Origin of the sequence: Pseudoxanthomonas sp. LjRoot143 (assembly GCF_964252945.1) — a bacterium.
In the GTDB taxonomy this organism is placed as follows: Bacteria; Pseudomonadota; Gammaproteobacteria; order Xanthomonadales; family Xanthomonadaceae; genus Pseudoxanthomonas_A.
Genome location: NZ_CAXUPM020000001.1, coordinates 2,763,983 through 2,782,495, shown reverse-complemented (window position 1 = coordinate 2,782,495; position 18,513 = coordinate 2,763,983). Strand labels below are relative to the sequence as shown.

Below are 18,513 nucleotides of genomic sequence, written 5' to 3'. Positions count from 1 at the left end.
CGAGGCCGCTTCGCAGCGCGGCTTAATTCGGACGTTAGGCCACAAGTGCACGCATGATAACCAGGGGTCCGAAAGAGGGATCAGAGCGCCAATCCATTTGGGGTCCTTTATTGAAGAAATGTACTCTGCCCCCCGCCTGTAGGCCGCAACCTTAGCGCCGGGTGGCGCCCGCAGTGCGTAGCGCCGCGCATGCGGTCGGCACCACCCGGATGTCTCGCCGACAGTTCGCGCCTACGGTCCGGGCAGGACACGCACGACGAACCTGTCGCGGCCGCCCAGCTTCGCTTCGTAGAGTGCCTCGTCGCTCGCTTGTATCAGGTGCTTGGGTGATTCAGTGACGGACAGCGACACCACAACGCCGCCGCTGATCGAAAGACGTCCCGTCGGCGAGTCCTCGTGCGGGATCGCGAGACCCGCCACGGCATCCAGGAACCTGTCCATGGTCACCGTGGGATCCGCGGTGCCGGCGAGCACGAACGCGAACTCCTCGCCACCGTAGCGTGCCACCAGGTCGGTTCGCCGCGCCACGCCCTGGAGGGCCTTCGCGATCCGCTTGAGCGCGGCGTCGCCAGCCAGATGGCCGTACCGGTCGTTGAACTGCTTGAATCTATCGACATCGATCATTCCCACGCTGAGCGGCTGGGCCGTCTCGTTGGCGTGCACCCAGACCCGCGCGAGTTCGCTGTCCAGATGGCGGCGATTGGAAATGCCTGTCAGCGGATCCTCCAGCACCTTCCTGGCCAGCGAGGTCTTCTCTTCCTCGAGCGCACGATTCGCATCCCGGAGCGCCAACTCGCCGCGCCATGCATCGGTGATGTCGGCGACGAACCCCACCGCGCGGACGGCACGGCCCTCCTTCTGTTCCAGATACGCCAGCGACCTTACCCATCGGATATCCCCGTTGGGGCGGACGACACGGAACGTGATGGAGTAGTCGAGGTCCTCGGCGAGCAGATCCGAGGCGGTCCTGCCTACGTCCGTCGCGCGGTCGACGTCTTCCGGGTGGATCAGCGGACGAAACTCGGCAATGGTCTGGATCGTATCGCTCGGGTCCCGCCCCATGATGCGATACCAGGACGCGTCGCAATGAAGCCGGTCACCGGCGATGTCGTAGTCCCAGATCCCCAGTCCGCCGACCTTGGCGGCCATCGCGAGGCGCTCTTCGTTCTCCCGCAGTGTCTGTACCGCGCGGTGTTCCGCGGTGACTTCCCGGGAAACGCACAGGACCGATCGTGTTCCGCCGTCCTCGTCCAGTACGGGTGTCAGCAGGTTGTCCCAGAACTGCTCGCCCATCGCGTCGGAGACGCTGCGGCCGGGGAACCGGCTGGTCCTGCCCGCCATGGCGTCGGCCAGCGACGCTTCCGCGCTCGCCCGGATTTCTTCGGGAAGGAGGGACGACCAGCGCTTGCCGACACTTTCTTCGGCCGATACGCCCAGCGCCAGGCAACCGGCCTTGTTGATGTGGAGGAGGCATCCGTCCGGGGCGATGAGCTTGATGCAATCCACGCTGACGTCGAGCATCTTCGCCTGGAGGGAGGCTTCATCGTTGAGCCGCGTTTCCCGCCGTTTGAGTGCGCCGATGTCCGTTGCGTAGCAGAGCCAGCGAACGGCCTCGCCCGATGCCACGAGCCGCTTGCCGAGCTGGTGCCAGCGCATCGCGCCGGAGGCGTGGGCAAGCGGGCATTCGAGAGCGGGCGCCTCTCCTTCGCATGGCATGCGTGTCAGCCATGCGCGCAGTGCGTCCAGGTGGGACGCCGGCACGAGACGGTCCCACGCCATCCCGCCCGCGGTTTCGTCCAGTGCGGCGAATTCCCGCCACGTCCGGCCAAGTCCGATGATCCCGCCGTCCTCGGTCGTGATGGCGGCGGGGATGCCGAGCGTATCCAGGGCCGCCAGCAGCGCGTCCGGCCCCATGTCCTGCCTGTCTGTGGAATCTGACATCGCCCTGCTTCAAGCGGCCTTGCTGGTGGCGACTCTAGCGGCGCGTTCGGCCCGCGGAAAAGACTTATCGCGCCTGCCCCCGATGTGCTATCAATGAGTGTCAGCGGGTAGTCTGGAAACATGGGGTGCCCGCGTCCGATCTCGATACGTTCTTCGGCAGGCACGATGGCCTCATCCACACCAGGCCCTGGACGTGCTGAGGTTCTATCCATGCCGCATGATGGCTGCCGACGCGGTGATGGAGCGCCACGAGCACCAATCGCAATCGCAGATGCCGACGGGAAGTCGAAGGGTCGGGTGCGGCGCCTCAATGAATACTCGATCCCCGTCTTCGCGGACACCGCACGCGCGCAGAATGTTTCAGTGCCGGGTGGGGCGGCCGGCAAGGTTGTAAAGCCGTAAGGGGCGGTGGTAAAGGCTTTCCGTCGTTGACCTATGCCGCCCTGTGGCCGAATACTCGGCGGTATCACTCCGGAGGTGGGGTCGCTGGGTGTTAGGCGCTATGAAACAGTACTGCCAGTCAGATCTCGTGAGCGATCTCGCGCTGATATTTCCCAGCTTCCCCGCATATTGGGCCAAAGACATTGAAGATGACGGGCAGCCATCTTCTAGTCTGCATTACGTCTACATGTCGCTCATGCCATTCCTAAAGAAGGCTCAACCTACGCAGAAGCAGTGGCAACTTCTTGCCGACCATCTCAGTCGTGCGGTGGCCGCGGGAGGCGATCAGGAGAATGCAGCAGATACTTGCGTGCTCGAGCACCTTCATCAAGTGGGACTTAATCGAATCCTGCGTCCAATGCTCAGTCAGGAAGCGCGTGCTTATGTGCGGCGCGCCTAGCAATTCATTCAGGCCGAACTCACTTCACGGGTCGACTTGTTTCAGGCGTTAGACCCGCTTTCATCATGCCTCGCAATCGGACAGAACTTGAGCGCGCAGTGGGAAAGTTGATCTCCTCCATTCAGAAGGAGTGGGGAGAGGTGCTAGGCGAACCCGGCGCGACGGTTTCGGAGGAGGCTATGCATAACTGCCACGATCTGTTGGGCGCTGCGTCAACCGGAACGCTTAAGGAATTCCTTGCAGGGCGATCCGTCGAGGAGTACATCGGTCGGCACTGGGTTCGAGCTCATCCTGCTGTTCGCCCAGATGTCCGGCATCTCCAAGGCTTACTTGATATGGGCCAGAATGAGCAGGTCTAACGATTCATTCAAACCGAGCCCACTTTGGGGCTTGGCTTAACTCAGGTGTTGACCGGAAGAATCTCTCTATGACAGGTCTAGAAATCTTGTTCGCAGCCCGTGATGGCGGGACTGTCTCTGCGCTGGAAACCACTCTTGTTGATTTGGCACTCTCGTCACTCGATCAATCGGAGATTCCCGACGACCAAGTTGAGAACGTTCGTGGCTACATAAGCGCTCAGTTGCTGTACAACCAGGAGGCAATCTCAGTCGAGCACAGGCCTGCTCTAGAGAAGCTACTTCAGGATCTGGAAGGCCGTGCCTAGTGAGGGCTAACCATTTATGCAAGGTGACGGAGCTTAGCGGCGCGGACTAGTTGAGGTATTAGGGCTCATATTCGAAATGTTCAGCCAGCCGAGCTTTCATGAAGTTCTGATATTGGGGAGGTAGCTGTGGCTCACTTACGTGGACTTCTACCCGCCGCACTCGTGGCCATGCTTGGTGCCACGGGATGCTCCGGGCAATCAAGCACGCCGCCCACCCCTCCGGCGCCGTCGGGCGCATCGCAGGCGGCACAGCCTCCGCAGGAGAAAAACCTCTTCAGGATCTACGACGAGTTCGTCGCCTCGAAGGCCGTCGCAGCAGCCTGCGGCGTGTCCACGCCCAAGCTGGACGAAGCGCACGACGCGAACTTCCGGAAAGTCGCCCATGCCGTCAGGATCGAGCTGGTGCAGAAGCATGGAGCGCCTGCGTCCGATCTCCAAGCGTTCTTTGTCGGGCATGACGAAATCATCCGTACCAGGACCCTGGACGTGCTGAAGTCCCATCCATGCAGCACGCCGGCGGCCAACGCAGTGATCGAGCGCTACAGGCGCCAATCGGAATGGCAGTTGCCGGCGGGCGGTTGACGGGTCGGGCGAGGGGCTGCGTGGAAGGTGCTCTCGCGCCTTTTTCGCCCTTCACTCCAGCCTGCAGGACGTTCGCAGAAGCTCACCCCTTGCAGTGACCGTCACGCGGCATCATCTCGAACACCTCGGGCTGGCTGCGACTGAACTCGGCGTGCGCAAGTTCTCTCCCGTAGTTCACCATCGTCTCTTGGAACTGGGCAGAGGTACCCTCGAGTTACGCATGAATTGCCTCTGTTCGATGAAGAACATCGGGCGACGACGCCGCGTGCGGTGCTCGAACCATGATCTCCGGGAACGCCGGGCGCGATCAAGCAACGCGGGGAACGGAGTACGGAGAACAGGGGTCAACGTCTGAGTTGCGCCGTACATTTATTTACCGGCGGAGTTGTATTGACACGAAATATCCTGAGATATCTACTGCCTTCGCACTCACTTACGAGTGCGAACACGAGACAAGGACGATCTTATGAAAGCAAAGTTTGCTCTTACGTTGGCAGTGACGTTGATGGTTGGCAGCATCGGTGCAACCGTCCCGGCGCCGGCCAAGGCCGGTGAGGGTGCGGTCTGCACTGAGACAGGGTGCTTCACGTGGGTGTGCGTGTCCTCCGGATGCGCGTGGGTTTGGGTGCCAAGGACGGGAAATCCGAATCCGACAAAGCCGTACAACTGATGTCGAAAGCAGGGTCAGAGACCTATTCCCTGTCTGAAGAGCACAAGGCCCGCATGAGCGGGCCTTGTCGTTACTGAGGTTCGGGTGATCTTACAACCTAAAACCGCCTCGAACCTGTTCGCACCACGTTCTTCCCCACCTTCGCCGGATCCCGGATCGAATGCGGGGTCGGAGTACATCTCCGAGTGCCTCTGCCCTCGACGGAATTCTCCGGTTACGCGCGATTGGTCTGCAGCTTCTTCTCGATGCTCGCGCGCATCTCCGGTGTGATCCGTCTCACTCCACTCGTCAGGCACAAGGCCTGCGTCTGCGTCGATCGCCTGCTCTCGGTTGCCGCCGGTATGCTCCCGCGCAGCTGTTCAGCCAGGGGCTATTCCCCATGGATTGATGTCCAAGCCAATGCCTAGCTTGACAAGGCGGTGTGTCCGCGTTCGGACGCCCGTCTGACGATCAGGTGAATAGTGAACAACCGACTTGAGAGCGGTGCTCTGACCCCTGTTTCCAAGGTGCGCTAGAATCCGCGCCCGCACGCCGGCCCTGCGCAACGCAGGCGTCAGGCCTTTGTCGCCCAGCAGGACATTTTTGAAACCGAACCATCTTCAACTGAAAGCAGACTGGCGCTTCGATGAGAGCGGTCAGCGGCGCCACTATGTCGTCGAGCCGTGGCTCGATGGCCGCCGGGTAGGTCGTGCCCATGGCTGGTTCGAACCCGGCGCCAGCTTTGTGCTGGAGAAGATCGAAATCGATTCAAGGCAGCGCTCACGTGGCTACGGCAGCATCGTGGTCGAGCGGTTGCGGCAGAAGGCGCGCGACAAGGGGTGCCGGGAACTTGTGGTCAACAACGTGCGCTCCAGCAATCACAGGGCAATCTCGCTCTACGAGGGCATGGGTGCAAAGGCCGTCCCGACGTCGGCAAGCCTCTGCGCCTACGTCATCTCGCCGCCGTAGGGGTAAGAGACGGCGGTCAGGATAGGGTTACGACCGAAGAATTCGGATCACGAACAATGCCTTCTTCCTTAAAGCACAAGGCCCGCATCAGCGGGCCTTGCCTTTGCTGGCCGGCAGCACGACCGAAGTTTCAGGACACCCGAGCAATCGGAGAGGCACTCTGATCCGCGTCCCCAAGAAGAAAAGGCCAGCCTGTTGGGCTGGCCTCACGTGCATCAGGCGTTATGGTTCAATTTCGTCATACATACCTTTACGAGGCGCGTAGTAGACCTCTTGATCCCACTTTCCTGTTTCGTAGTTGAAGAAGGTGCGTGTGCAAACATTCCATCGGGAATTGTAGGGCTCACATGCGACACCGGGGGTCACGGCTTGAGCGTGAGCATCGCTGGAAACTGCCATGATGCCGCCCAGGACAAGAAGGCCAATGCCGACCATTTGCATAGCGTGTTTGTAGAGCATGTCATTCTCCATTGACAATGTTCTGAAAGCGAAAGAGAGGAGTAGTTCGCTTGCCGAAGGACTCGGCAACCAGAATCTGCGCGCCGCTCGAGGTAAACGCAAATATCCCTATCGCGACCTGTTTGGGGCGCTGGGCGGAGTGAGGAAGAGAAGGGGGAGAGACCAGTTCCCTTCCACATAGAGCACGAGGCCCGCATCTGCGGGCCTCGTCTTTCTTATGCTGTCCAAACCGAATTGCCGTCTCGAGTGCCTCTGCCGTCAATCGACGGAATCTTCGGGTCTGGCGCGATAGGTCTCCAGCTTCTTCTCGATGCTCGCACGCATGTCCGGCGTGATCTGACGCACGCCATCCGTCAGGCGCAAGGCCTGCGTCTGCGCCTCGATCGCCTGCGGCCGGTTGCCGCGGGCATGCTCCAGCGCGGCGATGTTCAGCCAGTTGAGCACGCCACCGTAGCCGGCGGGATCGGCGCGCAGTCCGCGCTGCAGGTAGGACATCGCAACCGCTTGTGCGTGTGGCGAGGCCTTCGGATGGCGCGCGATGACGCTGCCGAGACTGCCGGCGATGACCTCGGCCCGGTCCTCGAATTCACCGCCTTTCAGCGCGTCGAGTTCCTGTTCTGCGAAGGCGAGGGCGTCCGCCTCGTCGAGGTGCAGCATGGCGCCGAGCCGGGTGTACGCCGTGCGCAACCGGTAGTCCGGGTGCGCGGCGATGACGGCATCCGCGGCGGCCAGCGTCGCCGCATGATCGCCGCGTACCTGCGCCGCATCCATGTCGGCGAGGATCTCGCGGTCGCGCAGGTACTCGGCGATCTGGGCCGATGTCTCCGCATGCAGCTTGCGTGATCGATCGAGATCCACGCCATCGCGCAGGGCATCGGCCAACGCCTGTTCGAAGGGATAGGAATTGCCGTCATCGATGGCGATGCCGATCCATGCCACGCGCCCATCGCGCCCGATGATGAAGGCGGTCGGGATGGCGTACATCCCGGCGCCGCGCATCCAGTGGGTGAACAGCGGCGTGGTCTCCGGTGCATCCATGGCCACCGAGTACGCGAAGCTCTCGGGGCGTTCGGTGACGAAGCGCGACACCGCGTCGATCGTGGCGGTGCCACGCTCGGATTCGCGCACGTTCACCCCGACGATGGTCAGCGCCGGGCCGTGTTCGCGCGCCATCCGCGACATCAGCGTCATCGACTCGCGGGAAGCCCCGCACCAGGTGGCGAAGAAGTTGACCACGTGGACCTGGCCGGGAGCCAAGGGTTGCATCGGCTTGTCCTTGATCCACGCCAGGGGTTCGAGCGCAGGGGGGGCGTCGCCGATGCCGAACCGTTGCGGCCCGGTGGCGGTGGCCGCGAGGGCAGGCAGGGTCACGAACAGGAAGAGGCTGACGACCAGCCAACGGCAGGCATGAGAAAGGCGCATGTGGGCGTCTCCCTTACCAGCGCTTGGCGACTTGCAGCGACACCATCCGGCCGAGCGGGCTGGCATTGGCCGGGTCGTAATGCGCACCCCGCCCGCTGGACGTGATGTAGGGCGGCTGCTCGTCGAACAGGTTGACCACGTTGAGCGAGAGCGAGAGGCCATCGAGCAGGCCGCGCGCCTCGGGCGCAAAGGCGTAGCGGGTCACCAGGTCGACGGTGGTGTAAGCACGGACGGGCCGTTCCACAAGCCCCGTGGTGTCGGTGTAGGCGTCGCTGAAGTTGACGTTGAGGCTGGTCGACAGGTCGAGGTACGTCCAGGAAAACGAACCGCGTGCCCGCCACTTGGGGGGATTGCCGAACGTGCCGACCACGTCGTAGGGCGGTGCGGTCTGGTTCAACCGGGTTTCGGTCGTGTGGATGTAGCTGGCATCGAGGCCGATGTCGAAGAAATGGTCGTTGCGGCGAAACGGGTAGCGCACCCCGAGGTCGAAGCCGCTCATGTCCACCCTCGCGGCATTCGTCCACATATAGCTGAAGGCCGTGGTGGTCTGCGAGAGGGGGTCGTCGCCGAATTCGCCGAACGTGTAGTCCATCAGCCGGACACCATCGGCGATGGCGGCGTCGACCAGCGCACGCAGCTGCTCCGGACTGTCGTAGCGCTGGACGAAGCCCTGCAATGCCGGATCCAATAGCGCCGTCATCGTCAGCGGAGGCAGCACGATGCGGTCGGTGTAGCGGATGTCGTAGTACGTCAGCGCGATGCTCATGCCGTCGGCGAAGGCGGGCTTCCAGTCGATGCCGACGCTGCGGTTGCGCGCGAGTTCCGGCGTGAGGGGCTCCGAGCCCAGCCACATCAGTACCGGCACCCACTGGTTGCCTTCCGGGTCGATCGGGAAGCTGCTGATCTCGGCGCCGATCAGGCCATTGCTGCTGAAGCGGGCTTCTTCGCCGATCGCCGGTGCGCGAAAGGAGGTGCTGTAGCTGGAGCGCACGGTCAGGCGCTCGGTCGGCGACCAGGACAGGCCGATGCGCGGGTTGTTGGTGCTGCCGAAGTCGGAGTAATCGTCATGGCGCGCGGCCAGCGACAGGTCGAGCCGGCGCACGCCGCTGCGTGCATTGCCCTCGCCGACCAGCGGGATGTGCACCTCCGCGAAGGCCGAGGTGTTGCGGCGGTCGGCTTGCTGGTGGGTGCCGTAGAGATCGATGCTGCGGTGGTAGTCCTCCTCCTTGTAGCCCATGCCGAGCGCCAGCCGCATGCTGCCGCCGGGCAGTTCCGCCACCTTGCCGGAACCCTTGATCTCGGTGCCGCGTTGTTCCTGCGTGCGGATGTGCAGGTAGTCGTAGTCCGGGTCGCCATTGGGCCGGAATGCATTCAGGCGGCTGCGGGCCTCTTCTTCGCTGGCGAACACGTCGAGCGACATGTTCCAGTCGTTGGACAGGGCGTAGTCGAGGGTAAGCGCCGCGTTCTTCCGGATCGGGGTGATGTCGCTGTCGCTGCGCCCGATTCCGCTGGTGGTGGTGGAGAAGCGACGGGCGCGCGAGTACTGCAGATCGCCCTTCAGGGTGAGTGCGTCGCCCAGAGCCTGTTCGCCACTGAACACCAGCGAAGCCATCTTGTTGGAGGGCATCAGGGTCGTCGGTGCGGGAACGTTGCTCGTGAAGGCGCGCTCGCTGGCCATCAGCTGGCTCTGGTGCAGGTAATCGGCGGTCAGCAGCATGCCGCCGTTGCGCCAGCGCTGGCCCATCGTGTGCGAGACGCGGTACTCGTCGCGTCCGTCGCGCGTGGTGGCGCCATAGGAAAGACGGGTTTCCGCGCTGTCGTAATCGGACTTGAGGATGATGTTGACCACGCCGCCCACGGCATCGGCGCCATACACGGCGGAGGCGCCGTCGGTCAGCACTTCGATCCGCTCGATGGCATCGAGCGGGATCATCGAGATGTCGGTGAACGTACCGCCGGACGATGCCGAGATGCGGCGTCCGTTGATCAGCACCAGGGTGGCATTCGCGCCGAGGCCGCGCAGGTTCACGCCCGAGCCCGAGGTCATGTTGAAGCCGCGTTGGGAGCCCGTGCTGAAGTTGACGTCCGCCGAGGCACCGGCGTCGCCGCCGCGGAAGTTCTGCGGCAAGGCCTGCAGCAGTTGTTCGGTGCCGGAGTAACCGCTGCGCCGGATGTCCTCGGCATCGATCACGACCACCGGCGAACCGGTGGGCGCGACGTCGCGGATGTGCGTGCCGGTGACGACCACGGCTTCCAGCGAGGCAGGATCCTGTGCGGCCGACGGGGATGGCGTGTGGGCCGGCTTCACCAGCCAGACGCCGCGGCGCCCGCGGGTGGCTTCCACGCCGCTGCCTTCCAGCAGGCGATGCAGCGCGTCGTCGCTGGTGTAGTCGCCGTGGAGCGCTTGCGACCGGCGTCCGGCCAGCTGGCCGGCATCGAACGACACCTGCTGGCGCGATGCCCGTGCGAACGCCTGCAGCGCGTCCGGCAACGGTTGTGCCGGTATGTCGAAGCGGATCGGCGCGGGTTGCGCCGTGTTCGGGGCGTCGATGGCCTGCTGTGCGAATGCCGGCGTACTGGGCAGCGCGAGAATGGCGGCGATGGCGAGGCAGAAACGCGTGCGGTGGAAGGAGCGCAGTGGCGTGGCAGTCATGGAATCCCCGTGGCGATGGCGTGCAAGGTGGTGGTGGCGTCCATGGGTAAGACGCACCAGCTGCGCGATCGCGTCACTGTGTTGTCATCTTCTCCTCTGGCGTTGACGTGCCGGGGCGTTGGACGAAGACATAGCGCGGGCCTTCTTCGCGGACCGTGACCGGGAAAACGCCGGTGATGCCTTCCACGAAGGCCTCGTTGTCTCCTGCCGTGAATGTCCCGCTGATGCGCAGCGAGGCGCTGGGAACGTCGCCCGTGGCGAGCACGTGCGATCCGGCATAGCGGTTCATGCGTTCGATGGCCTGGCCCAGCGGCTCATCGTTGAACGACAGCTGCCCGCTCTCCCAGCCGCGCGTGCGTGGGGCATCGACCTCGCGGATGCGGGCGTCGGCCGCGTCGATGCCTGCGACCAGTTCCTGGCCGGGCACGAGGCGCATCTCCCGGGCGCGGTGGACGGTGGACGGAGACGGGGGCGATGCTGACGGTGGCGGGGAGGTGGCGGCATCCCGGGGCAGCACGTCGACGCTGCCTTCGTAGAGCACCACGTGCACCTGTGCCGCCAGCAGTTCGACGCTGAACTCGGTGCCGGTGGCGACCACGGTGCGATCGCCTGCGGAGACACTGAAGGGGCGTAGCGGATCACGCATGACCTGGAAGCGCGCGCGACCCTGGCGCAGCACCAACTGGCGGCGGTCATGGTTGTAGCGCACCTCGACCTGGGTATCGGCATCCAGCGAGAGTTGCGAGCCGTCGTCCAGGCGCACGAGCTGGCGCTCGCCGAGACCGGTGCGGTAGACGTCGGGCTGCGCCTGGATCCATCCCCATCCTGCGACGGCAAGCAGCAGGCACGCCGCCACCGCGGCGAGCATCGGGCGGCGCATACCGGCCGGGCGTCGCCAGCGACGCGACTGGCGGCGTGCGTAGTGGGACAGCGCCTCCTCGCGCATGGCCATCAACGACGGCGCGGCGGGCGAGGCATCGAAGGCCTGCCAGGTCCTGGCCACCGTATCGAAGGCGGCGCGGTGGCGCGGATCCTCGTCCAGCCAGGTCTGGAAGCGGGCGAGCGCATCGCCCTGCAGGCGGCCATCGGCCAGTTGCAGGCACCAATGGCTGGCGACATCGATGGGGTCGGCGTCCATGTCGTCGATCGGGTTCATGCGTCCCCCATCCTGCGGGCAAGGTGGGCCATGGCGCGGGCCAGGTGGCGGTCGACCGTGCTGGCCGACGTCTCGAAGGCGGCGGCGATATCACGCCGGTCCAGGTGTTCCAGCCGATACAGCACGAACATGATGCGGGTGTCCTCGGGCAGTTCGCGCAGGGCCGTGGCCACGCCTTCCAGCGACTGCCGGCTGGCCGCGACGCGCGAGGGGTCGAGCAGGTCGAGATTGGCGTCTTCGTCGGCCTGCGCGGTCGCGCGGTAGTCGAAGCGCACCTTCTCGCGGCGGCTGCGATCGCGGAGCAGGTTGGCGGCCATGCGGAAGATGTAGGCCTCGCTCGAATCCATGCGGTCCGTATCCACGCTGGCCAGCCGCACGAACACCTCCTGGGTCAGGTCCTCGGCTTCGGCGTGGTGGCCGAGACGGCGCAGGAAGAACGCCATCAACGCTGGGCGGAAGCGACGGTTGAGCTGCTCGAACGTGGGGTGCGAGGGCGTGGCGGACCGGCTTGGCATGGGCGCTCCTGTGGGTCGACGCAGGATAAGACGCACGAGGGCGCCAATCGCGTCATCGCATACGCTGGCCCTGGCACGGCGGGGCATCCTTGTGCCCGGATTCCGATTCGGGTGCGGGCCGCCACGGGCACGGGGGCGGCGACGAGTCGCTCCGGCCCTTCAACGACAAGGCCCGCATCCGCGGGCCCCGTCGCTCATGATGTTCAGCCGCTTCGCAGCGTCAAACGGCCTCGAACCGGTTCGCCGCCACGTTCTTCCGCACCCTCGCCGGATCCCAGATCCGTCCGTTCATGGCGATGTATACGCCCGACGGCAGCGACTGCACCGCGCCGATGGCGCAGCCGATGTTGAACTCGGCGTCCGAGCCGCGGAAGCGGGCCGGGCTGAGCGCGCCGGTCATCACGATGGTCTTGTCCGGGATCGACGCCAGCACATGGCCCGTCTGCACCATGCTGTCGGTGCCGTGCGTGACCAGCACATGCTTCGTCGATTGCGCCGCAATGGTCGCGCGCACCAGCTCGCGGTCCTCGTCGGTGATGTGCAGCGAATCCTTGCGCAGGATCGGGATGACCGTGAAGCGGAACGTCACCCCCAGCTCGCGCAGGATCATGCCGATCTGCGGGTCGCCGATCTGGTAATCGGACTTGTCGTCGAAGTAGATCTTGTCGATCGTGCCACCGGTGGTGACGATCAGCAGCTCGTCCATCTCAAGGCTCCTGCCGGCGCTCACGGCGCGCCAGGCGTTGTATCGGGGGAAGTCAGCTCGTAGGCCTCGCCGTAGTGCTCGCAGATCCGTTCCAGCGCGCGCGAGGGCGGGGCCACCACCTGCGAATTATCGCCGCTTTGCCGGATGAACGTGCACACCACGCCCTCGACCGTGTCCGCGTCGCCGCTGGCGCCCACCTGCACCATCAGGTCCATGTTGTCGTACTCCAGCGGCAGCGCGTGCGGTGCATCCAGTTGCCACAGGTGGAACTCCCAGCTGCAGCAGCTGCTGCGTCCAGCCTCCACCAGCCAGCCGTCGATGACCTGCAGCTCGTAGTAGCCGCCGCTGAAGAAGTGCTGCAGCGTCCGCGTGGCCGGGTCGATCCGGTAGACGTTGCCCTCGCAGTTCGGTCCGGCGCCGCACATGCCGCGGACCTCGACCTCGTGCATCCCGTCCTCGTCCAGGTCGGTCAGGCCGATGTTCCCCATGCTGTTGTAGACCACCTCTTGGGTGACCTCCAGCCGGTCGCACACGCGGCCCGCATCGCAGGTGAGGGTGGCGACATAGCGGCGCAGCTCGGGCGATGCACATTCGGTCTGCACGGTCAGCACGCTGCCGTCGCGATTCTCCGCGCGCTCCGGTTCGCCGGGCTCACAGACCGCGTCTTCCTGCGCCCACGCGCAGGGCGCCAGCAGGCAGCACAGCAGCGCGGCGACGAAGCGCATCAGCCCTTCCTGCCGAACCGTTTGGCGAACGCCGGCCAGCTGGTCGCCAGCACGATGCCGATCGACAGCACGATGCCCACCCAGGCGAACTTCGCCTTCACCGGATCGGCCCACGCCACCATCACCGCATGCGAAAACCAGAACAGCGCGAACACGCCGGCCCAGAACGCCGCCGTGCGCCGCCGCGCCATCACGCCGATCATCAGCAGCACCGGCGGCAGCGAGAACACCAGCAGCGCCAGCGTGTACTGGCGGTCGCCCCAGAACCACACCGCATACAGGATGGCCAGCAGTTGCAGCAGGCCGGCGAGCAGCAGGCGCGAGCGGTCCATCAGCGCGGCTCCAGCCGACGCGCGATGTCGGCGACGCGACGGCCGAGCGCACGCGCGAGCGCGGCTTCTTCATCGCTGGGCTGCGGATCGTCCTCGCCACCGGCCACATGGCTGGCGCCATACGGCGTGCCGCCGGTGCGCGTGGTGCTGAGCTGCGGTTCGGTGAACGGAATGCCGACGATCACGCAGCCGTGGTGCAGCAGCGGCACCTGCATCGACAGCAGGGTGGATTCCTGCCCGCCGTGCTGGGTGGCGGTGGAGGTGAACACCGCCGCTGGCTTGCCGACCAGCGTGCCGCTTGCCCATTCCGCGCCCAGGCCATCGATGAAGTGCTTGACCGGCGCGGCCATGTTGCCGAAGCGGGTGGGGCTGCCGAGGATCAGGCCACTGCACTCGGCCAGGTCCTGTTTGTCCACGTAGGGGGCGCCATCCTCGGGCACCGGAGGTGCGGCCTGCTGCGTCACCGCCGCCACCGGTGGCACGGTGCGCAGGCGCGCGGACATGCCGTCCACTTCGCCGATGCCGCGCGCGATCTGCCGCGCCAGCCGCGCCACGGACCCGCCGCGGCTGTAGTAGAGCACCAGGATCTCGGGCATCGGGCCATCTTCATTGCGTGGAAGGCGCCTAGTATCGGCGATGTCGGACCCGTGACGCATCGGTTACCCTTCCGCCCATGGAGCCCCTGGATACGTTGAACCGCTGGACCGACCGCGTGCGCGACCGTGCGCGGATGGGCACGTTCTTCCGCTTCCTGGCCAAGCGCTTCCTCGACGACCGCCTGTTCCAGGCCGCCGGTTCGCTGGCTTATACCACCCTGTTCGCGCTCGTCCCGCTGGCGATGGTGGTATTCGGCGTGCTGTCCGCATTCCCGGTGTTCCAGGAATGGAGCGCGCAGTTGCGCGACTACATCTTCGCCAACTTCCTGCCCGGCGCGGCGGTGAGCCTGAAGGAGCGGCTGGACGGTTTCCTGGCCAACACCGGCAAGCTGACCGCAGTGGGCGTGATCGCGCTGGTGGCGTCGCTGCTGATCACGCTCAACAGCATCGAGACCACTTTCAACCGCATCTGGCGCGTGCACAGCGCGCGGCCGAAGCTGTCGCGCTTCCTGGTGTACTGGACCGTGCTGACGCTGGGGGCGCTGATGGCGGCGGCGTCGCTGGCGCTGTCGGCGCGCTTCTATGCGCTGCCGGTGTTCGCGACCAGCGGCGGCAAATGGCTGCAGGCGCTGTCGCTGAGCGTGGCACCGGTGCTGATCGAACTGGCGGCCATCGTGGTGATCTACCGCGTAGTGCCGCACCGGACCATCAAGTGGCGCTATGCGGTGGCGGGTGCGCTGCTGGCGACGGTGCTGCTGGAGCTGGCGAAGTGGGGTCTCGGTCTCTATCTGGGCAGCTTCAATTCCTACCAGAAGATCTATGGCGCGGTGGCGGCCGCACCCATCCTGCTGCTGTGGATCTTCCTGTGCTGGGTCGCGGTGCTGCTGGGCGCGTCGCTGGCGTCGGGCATGGCCGCCTTCCGCTACCAGCCGGTCGCCATGCGCCTGCCGCTGGGCTACGAACTGTATGGGCTGCTGCGCATGCTCGGCCGCTTCTCGCAGGCGCGCGAGCAGGGTCGCGGCCTGCACAGCGACCAGATCCTGGCGATGGAACCGATGCTGACCGATTCGCTGATCCAGCAGATGCTGGGCCAGCTGTCCGGCATCAACCTGCTGCGTCGCGACGAGGAAGGCGAATGGCTGCTGTCGCGCGATCTTGACGACCTGACGTTGTGCGATCTCTATGAAGCCTGCCAGCTGCGCATCCCGGTCGCCGAAGCGCATCTTCCGTTCCATGACGATGTGCTGGGTCGCGCCGCGCGCGCCGCGCTGGACGACCTACGCATGCCCTTGCGCGAACTGTTGAAGAAGCGCGTCAGCGACCTGTTCGTCGAATCCAACCAGGAGCCTGCATGAAGTCCGTTTCCTCCCTGTCGCTGGCTGTCGTGCTGACGCTGGCGGCCTGCAATGCCGGCTCGGCGCCTGCCGAGGTCGCCGGTCCGGCGATCGAAGCGCACGTGCAGGCCATCGATCCCGCCGCGCAGAAGCCGGCCGATCGCACGGCGGAGATCCCCACGCTGCAGCTGAAGACGCTGGACGGTGCCGAGTACGCGCTGGCCGACCGGCGCGGCAAGTGGGTGGTGGTGAACTTCTGGGCGACCTGGTGCGCACCCTGCCTGAAGGAAATGCCCGACCTGTCCGCGCTCGACAAGGACAACGAGCATATCGAGGTGATCGGTCTCGCCTACGAGGAAATCGAAGCGGACGAACTGAAGGCGTTCCTCGCCGAACGGCCGGTCGTGTATCCGATCGCCATCCTCGACGTGTACAACCCGCCGGCCGATTTCGCCACGCCGCGCGGCCTGCCGCTCACCTATCTGATCGCGCCGGACGGCAAGGTCGCCAAGCAGTTCCTCGGCCCGGTGACCGGCAAGGAGATCGAAGCGGCCATTGCGGCTGCCGGTGGTCCGAAAGCGAAGGCCTGATGGCGGGCGCCCGCTTCCTGGTCAGCGGCAAGGTGCAGGGCGTGTTCTATCGCGCCTCGACACGCGAGCGTGCGTTGGATCTCGGCCTGTCCGGTCGTGCGACCAATCTTCCGGATGGTCGCGTGGAGGTGATCGCCGAGGGTGATGCCGTGGCGCTCGATGCGCTGGAAGCGTGGTTGCGCCTGGGGCCTCCTGCCGCGCGCGTCGATGCGGTCGTGCGCGAGGCGTGGACGATGCCGGTGAACGAAGGTTTCGTCACCGGCTGACGCGCCTCACCGCGGCTCGCCGGCGTCGTGCAGGCGCAGGGCGCGGGCCTGCTGTTCCTCGTCCAGCGGTGGCGGCCTTGCGACGACGGCCTGCATCGGCTCCTTCCAGCCGGGGATCTTGCGCGCGCCGGCCTGGATGCCTTTCGCGGCGAGTCCGGCCAGTACGGGCACGATGCCGCCGTTCTTGCCCAGCTGCTCCAGGCTGGTCGGTTCCTTCCAACTGCGTCCGAACGCTGTCGGCTCGACATCCACCGGATTCTCGAAGCGGTAGAGATCCAGCACTTCCTCCGGCTCCGGGCGCACGACCAGGGTATCCAGTGTGGTTGCGGATGCATCCTCCTGCGGCGGCACATCCTGCGCCAGTACGGGTGCAGCGAGCAGCCACAGCGTGGCCATCAGGGGTAACCGCATCGATCAGCCTTCGCGCTGCGGCTTGATCGGCTTCAGCACGCCGTAGCGCTCCTTGTGCAGCTTGCCCTTCAGCGGCGGCAGGCCCAGCGGTTCCAGCGGTACCTGCGTGTCGGGCAGGCGATCGAGCAGGTCACGGATCAACGTCAGCCGCCCGCTGCGCTGGTCGTTGAAGTCGACCAGCGTCCACGGCGCGTGCTTGGTGTGCGTGGCCTTGAGCATGGTCTCGCGCGCAGCAGTGTAGTCGGCGTACTTCTCGCGCGCCTTCAGGTCGATCGGCGACAGCTTCCAGCTCTTCAGCGGCTCTTCGGCGCGCTCGGCGAAGCGTTCCTCCTGCTGCGCCTGGTCCACGCACAGCCAGTACTTGAACAGCAGGATGCCGTCGTCGGTGATGCCGCGCTCGAACACCGGCGCCTGTTGCAGGAAGCGCGCGTGCTGCTCGTCGGTGCAGTAGCCCATCACCTTCTCGACGCCGGCGCGGTTGTACCAGCTGCGGTCGAACAGGACGATCTCACCGGCCGCCGGCAGGTGCGAGATGTAGCGCTGGAAATACCACTGCGTGGCCTCGCGTTCGCTCGGCTTCGGCAGTGCCACCACGCGGCACTGGCGTGGGTTGAGATGCTCGGTGATCGCGCCGATCGCGCCGCCCTTGCCGGCGGTGTCGCGGCCTTCCATCACCACCACGATGCGGGCGCCGCAGTGCGAGGCCCAGCGCGCCATCGCCGCCAGTTCCAGTTGCAGCGGCTTGAGCCGGGCTTCGTAGTCCTTGCGCTTGAGCGGTTTCATCGCGGCATCCTGTGCGGTGGTGGGGAATCAGCGCTTGCGGCGGGCCTTGTGCCCGGCCATGCCGCGGGCGACTTCCAGCAATGCGCCTTGCTGGCGCGTGTTGAGCGCGCGGTAGGCGGCGAGCAGGTCGTGTTCGCCCTGCGTGCGGGCGGGGTCCAGCGTCGTGGCCAGTTCCGACAGCAGTGCGCCGGCCGGGATGCCGAAGGCACGCGCCAGTGCGGCGAGCTGGTCGCCGCCGGGCATCTTCTCGCCGGCGAGCCAGGACTTCACCGTGGCCACGCCGGCGCGCGGGATGGCGGCGGCGAGATCGGCGGCGGTCAGGCCGCTGGCCTTGGTGAGCAGACGCAGGGTGGCATCGAGGGACATCGCAGGCTCTCCTTGCTCATTCCTTCAGGCGGGGACGCAGCGTGGCCAGGTTGCACGGTCGCGTGCGCGCATCGAGTTGCGCACGGATGATCTTTTCCCACGCCGTGCGGCAGGCTGAGGTGGAACCGGGCAGGCAGAAGATGAACGTCTGGTTCGCCAGTCCGGCGAACGCGCGCGACTGCAGCGACGACGTGCCGATCTCTTCGACGCTGACATGGCGGAACAGTTCGCCGAAGCCCGGCATTTCCTTGTCGAGCAGCGGAAGCAGCGCTTCGGGCGTGGAGTCGCGCCCGGTGAAGCCGGTGCCGCCGGTCACCAGGATGCCGTCGACGGCGGGATCGGCGATCCACTGCGAGACCTGCGCGCGCAGGCGGTAACGGTCGTCGGGCAGCAGGGCGCGCTCGTGCAGCTGATGACCTTCCTGCGTGAGGGCGTCGATGAGGTAGTCGCCGGAGCGGTCTTCGGCGAGGGTGCGGCTGTCCGAAACGGTCAGCACGCAGAGGTGCAGCGGGATCAAGGCATCGGCATGGCTCATGCCGGCAGGGTAGCGCAA

Annotated in this window: 21 protein-coding genes; 7 read left to right on the top strand and 14 right to left on the bottom strand. The window is 65.6% G+C overall.

From position 1 onward, the window contains the following. Window positions 1-231: 231 nt before the first annotated feature. Window positions 232-1,941 (bottom strand): diguanylate cyclase domain-containing protein, encoded by a 1,710-nt coding sequence (locus ACSQ1W_RS13540; RefSeq protein WP_436044159.1) that lies wholly within the window; start codon window positions 1,939-1,941, stop codon window positions 232-234. A gap of 529 nt (window positions 1,942-2,470) precedes the next feature. On the opposite strand from ACSQ1W_RS13540, the gene ACSQ1W_RS13535 reads away from it, so the two are divergent. The 4 genes from ACSQ1W_RS13535 to ACSQ1W_RS13520 all read left to right on the top strand — a co-directional run bounded on the left by ACSQ1W_RS13535 (window position 2,471) and on the right by ACSQ1W_RS13520 (window position 5,646). Beyond that, entirely contained in the window at window positions 2,471-2,782 is a 312-nt protein-coding gene (locus tag ACSQ1W_RS13535) for a hypothetical protein (protein ID WP_436044157.1), read from the top strand. 427 nt (window positions 2,783-3,209) lie between these two features. Further along, window positions 3,210-3,446 carry a hypothetical protein gene (locus tag ACSQ1W_RS13530; RefSeq protein ID WP_436044155.1) on the top strand — a complete coding sequence of 79 codons (237 nt, stop codon included), beginning with the start codon at window positions 3,210-3,212 and terminating at the stop codon, window positions 3,444-3,446. 327 nt (window positions 3,447-3,773) lie between these two features. Beyond that, a complete protein-coding gene (locus tag ACSQ1W_RS13525; RefSeq protein ID WP_436044153.1) occupies window positions 3,774-4,028 on the top strand; it encodes a hypothetical protein in 255 nt (84 codons plus the stop codon). Between the two features lie 1,252 nt (window positions 4,029-5,280). Then, entirely contained in the window at window positions 5,281-5,646 is a 366-nt protein-coding gene (locus ACSQ1W_RS13520) for a GNAT family N-acetyltransferase (protein WP_192272510.1), read from the top strand. 222 nt (window positions 5,647-5,868) lie between these two features. On the opposite strand, the gene ACSQ1W_RS13515 is transcribed toward ACSQ1W_RS13520, so the two are convergent. From ACSQ1W_RS13515 to wrbA, 9 genes are all read right to left on the bottom strand, one after another. Beyond that, a complete protein-coding gene (locus ACSQ1W_RS13515; RefSeq protein WP_436044151.1) occupies window positions 5,869-6,105 on the bottom strand; it encodes a hypothetical protein in 237 nt (78 codons plus the stop codon). A 258-nt stretch (window positions 6,106-6,363) separates the two neighbouring features. Continuing rightward, window positions 6,364-7,527, bottom strand: coding sequence for a redoxin family protein (locus ACSQ1W_RS13510; RefSeq protein ID WP_436044149.1), 1,164 nt, complete (start codon window positions 7,525-7,527; stop codon window positions 6,364-6,366). 13 nt (window positions 7,528-7,540) lie between these two features. Beyond that, a complete protein-coding gene (locus ACSQ1W_RS13505) occupies window positions 7,541-10,180 on the bottom strand; it encodes a TonB-dependent receptor domain-containing protein (protein ID WP_436044147.1) in 2,640 nt (879 codons plus the stop codon). Window positions 10,181-10,253: 73 nt separating this feature from the next. Further along, entirely contained in the window at window positions 10,254-11,336 is a 1,083-nt protein-coding gene (locus ACSQ1W_RS13500) for a FecR family protein (protein ID WP_436044145.1), read from the bottom strand. Next, on the bottom strand, window positions 11,333-11,851 hold the full coding sequence (locus ACSQ1W_RS13495) for an RNA polymerase sigma factor (protein ID WP_436044144.1): 519 nt from the start codon (window positions 11,849-11,851) through the stop codon (window positions 11,333-11,335). The genes ACSQ1W_RS13500 and ACSQ1W_RS13495 overlap by 4 nt, the downstream gene beginning before the upstream one ends. Before the next feature lie 220 nt (window positions 11,852-12,071). After that, complete coding sequence (locus ACSQ1W_RS13490) at window positions 12,072-12,557, bottom strand: asparaginase domain-containing protein (protein WP_436044142.1); 486 nt, start codon at window positions 12,555-12,557, stop codon at window positions 12,072-12,074. A gap of 20 nt (window positions 12,558-12,577) precedes the next feature. Further along, window positions 12,578-13,282: a hypothetical protein gene (locus tag ACSQ1W_RS13485; RefSeq protein ID WP_436044140.1), complete on the bottom strand. Its 705-nt coding sequence runs from the start codon at window positions 13,280-13,282 to the stop codon at window positions 12,578-12,580. Continuing rightward, complete coding sequence (locus ACSQ1W_RS13480; protein WP_436044138.1) at window positions 13,282-13,614, bottom strand: DUF2069 domain-containing protein; 333 nt, start codon at window positions 13,612-13,614, stop codon at window positions 13,282-13,284. The genes ACSQ1W_RS13485 and ACSQ1W_RS13480 overlap by 1 nt, the downstream gene beginning before the upstream one ends. After that, window positions 13,614-14,210, bottom strand: a complete 597-nt coding sequence (gene wrbA / locus ACSQ1W_RS13475; RefSeq protein ID WP_436044136.1) for an NAD(P)H:quinone oxidoreductase — start codon at window positions 14,208-14,210, stop codon at window positions 13,614-13,616. The genes ACSQ1W_RS13480 and wrbA overlap by 1 nt, the downstream gene beginning before the upstream one ends. Before the next feature lie 77 nt (window positions 14,211-14,287). Here wrbA and ACSQ1W_RS13470 point away from each other — a divergent pair, with 77 nt between their 5' ends. The 3 genes from ACSQ1W_RS13470 to ACSQ1W_RS13460 are packed head-to-tail and all read left to right on the top strand — an operon-like array spanning window position 14,288 to window position 16,400. Then, entirely contained in the window at window positions 14,288-15,565 is a 1,278-nt protein-coding gene (locus ACSQ1W_RS13470; protein WP_192272491.1) for a YihY family inner membrane protein, read from the top strand. Beyond that, on the top strand, window positions 15,562-16,134 hold the full coding sequence (locus tag ACSQ1W_RS13465) for a TlpA family protein disulfide reductase (protein ID WP_436044134.1): 573 nt from the start codon (window positions 15,562-15,564) through the stop codon (window positions 16,132-16,134). Before ACSQ1W_RS13470 ends, ACSQ1W_RS13465 begins: the two co-directional genes overlap by 4 nt. Beyond that, window positions 16,134-16,400, top strand: a complete 267-nt coding sequence (locus ACSQ1W_RS13460; RefSeq protein ID WP_436044132.1) for an acylphosphatase — start codon at window positions 16,134-16,136, stop codon at window positions 16,398-16,400. The genes ACSQ1W_RS13465 and ACSQ1W_RS13460 overlap by 1 nt, the downstream gene beginning before the upstream one ends. A 6-nt stretch (window positions 16,401-16,406) precedes the next feature. On the opposite strand, the gene ACSQ1W_RS13455 is transcribed toward ACSQ1W_RS13460, so the two are convergent. From ACSQ1W_RS13455 to moaB, 4 genes are read right to left on the bottom strand one after another with little or no spacing between them, the layout of a single operon-like run. Continuing rightward, window positions 16,407-16,811, bottom strand: a complete 405-nt coding sequence (locus tag ACSQ1W_RS13455; protein WP_436044130.1) for a hypothetical protein — start codon at window positions 16,809-16,811, stop codon at window positions 16,407-16,409. Window positions 16,812-16,814: 3 nt separating this feature from the next. After that, window positions 16,815-17,594, bottom strand: a complete 780-nt coding sequence (gene ppk2, locus ACSQ1W_RS13450) for a polyphosphate kinase 2 (RefSeq protein ID WP_436044129.1) — start codon at window positions 17,592-17,594, stop codon at window positions 16,815-16,817. Between the two features lie 27 nt (window positions 17,595-17,621). Then, window positions 17,622-17,960, bottom strand: a complete 339-nt coding sequence (locus ACSQ1W_RS13445) for a helix-turn-helix domain-containing protein (RefSeq protein ID WP_192272481.1) — start codon at window positions 17,958-17,960, stop codon at window positions 17,622-17,624. Between the two features lie 16 nt (window positions 17,961-17,976). Continuing rightward, entirely contained in the window at window positions 17,977-18,495 is a 519-nt protein-coding gene (moaB, locus tag ACSQ1W_RS13440; RefSeq protein ID WP_192272479.1) for a molybdenum cofactor biosynthesis protein B, read from the bottom strand. Between the last annotated feature and the right edge of the window lie 18 nt (window positions 18,496-18,513).

Coding starts and splice junctions, on each gene's coding strand:
- ACSQ1W_RS13540 (WP_436044159.1), bottom strand. CDS start 1,941: ATGTCAGATTCCACAGACAGGCAGGACATGGGGCCGGACGCGCTGCTG.
- ACSQ1W_RS13530 (WP_436044155.1), top strand. CDS start 3,210: ATGACAGGTCTAGAAATCTTGTTCGCAGCCCGTGATGGCGGGACTGTC.
- ACSQ1W_RS13515 (WP_436044151.1), bottom strand. CDS start 6,105: ATGCTCTACAAACACGCTATGCAAATGGTCGGCATTGGCCTTCTTGTC.
- ACSQ1W_RS13510 (WP_436044149.1), bottom strand. CDS start 7,527: ATGCGCCTTTCTCATGCCTGCCGTTGGCTGGTCGTCAGCCTCTTCCTG.
- ACSQ1W_RS13505 (WP_436044147.1), bottom strand. CDS start 10,180: ATGACTGCCACGCCACTGCGCTCCTTCCACCGCACGCGTTTCTGCCTC.
- ACSQ1W_RS13500 (WP_436044145.1), bottom strand. CDS start 11,336: ATGAACCCGATCGACGACATGGACGCCGACCCCATCGATGTCGCCAGC.
- ACSQ1W_RS13495 (WP_436044144.1), bottom strand. CDS start 11,851: ATGCCAAGCCGGTCCGCCACGCCCTCGCACCCCACGTTCGAGCAGCTC.
- ACSQ1W_RS13490 (WP_436044142.1), bottom strand. CDS start 12,557: ATGGACGAGCTGCTGATCGTCACCACCGGTGGCACGATCGACAAGATC.
- ACSQ1W_RS13485 (WP_436044140.1), bottom strand. CDS start 13,282: ATGCGCTTCGTCGCCGCGCTGCTGTGCTGCCTGCTGGCGCCCTGCGCG.
- ACSQ1W_RS13480 (WP_436044138.1), bottom strand. CDS start 13,614: ATGGACCGCTCGCGCCTGCTGCTCGCCGGCCTGCTGCAACTGCTGGCC.
- wrbA (WP_436044136.1), bottom strand. CDS start 14,210: ATGCCCGAGATCCTGGTGCTCTACTACAGCCGCGGCGGGTCCGTGGCG.
- ACSQ1W_RS13470 (WP_192272491.1), top strand. CDS start 14,288: ATGGAGCCCCTGGATACGTTGAACCGCTGGACCGACCGCGTGCGCGAC.
- ACSQ1W_RS13465 (WP_436044134.1), top strand. CDS start 15,562: ATGAAGTCCGTTTCCTCCCTGTCGCTGGCTGTCGTGCTGACGCTGGCG.
- ACSQ1W_RS13460 (WP_436044132.1), top strand. CDS start 16,134: ATGGCGGGCGCCCGCTTCCTGGTCAGCGGCAAGGTGCAGGGCGTGTTC.
- ACSQ1W_RS13455 (WP_436044130.1), bottom strand. CDS start 16,811: ATGCGGTTACCCCTGATGGCCACGCTGTGGCTGCTCGCTGCACCCGTA.
- ppk2 (WP_436044129.1), bottom strand. CDS start 17,594: ATGAAACCGCTCAAGCGCAAGGACTACGAAGCCCGGCTCAAGCCGCTG.
- ACSQ1W_RS13445 (WP_192272481.1), bottom strand. CDS start 17,960: ATGTCCCTCGATGCCACCCTGCGTCTGCTCACCAAGGCCAGCGGCCTG.
- moaB (WP_192272479.1), bottom strand. CDS start 18,495: ATGAGCCATGCCGATGCCTTGATCCCGCTGCACCTCTGCGTGCTGACC.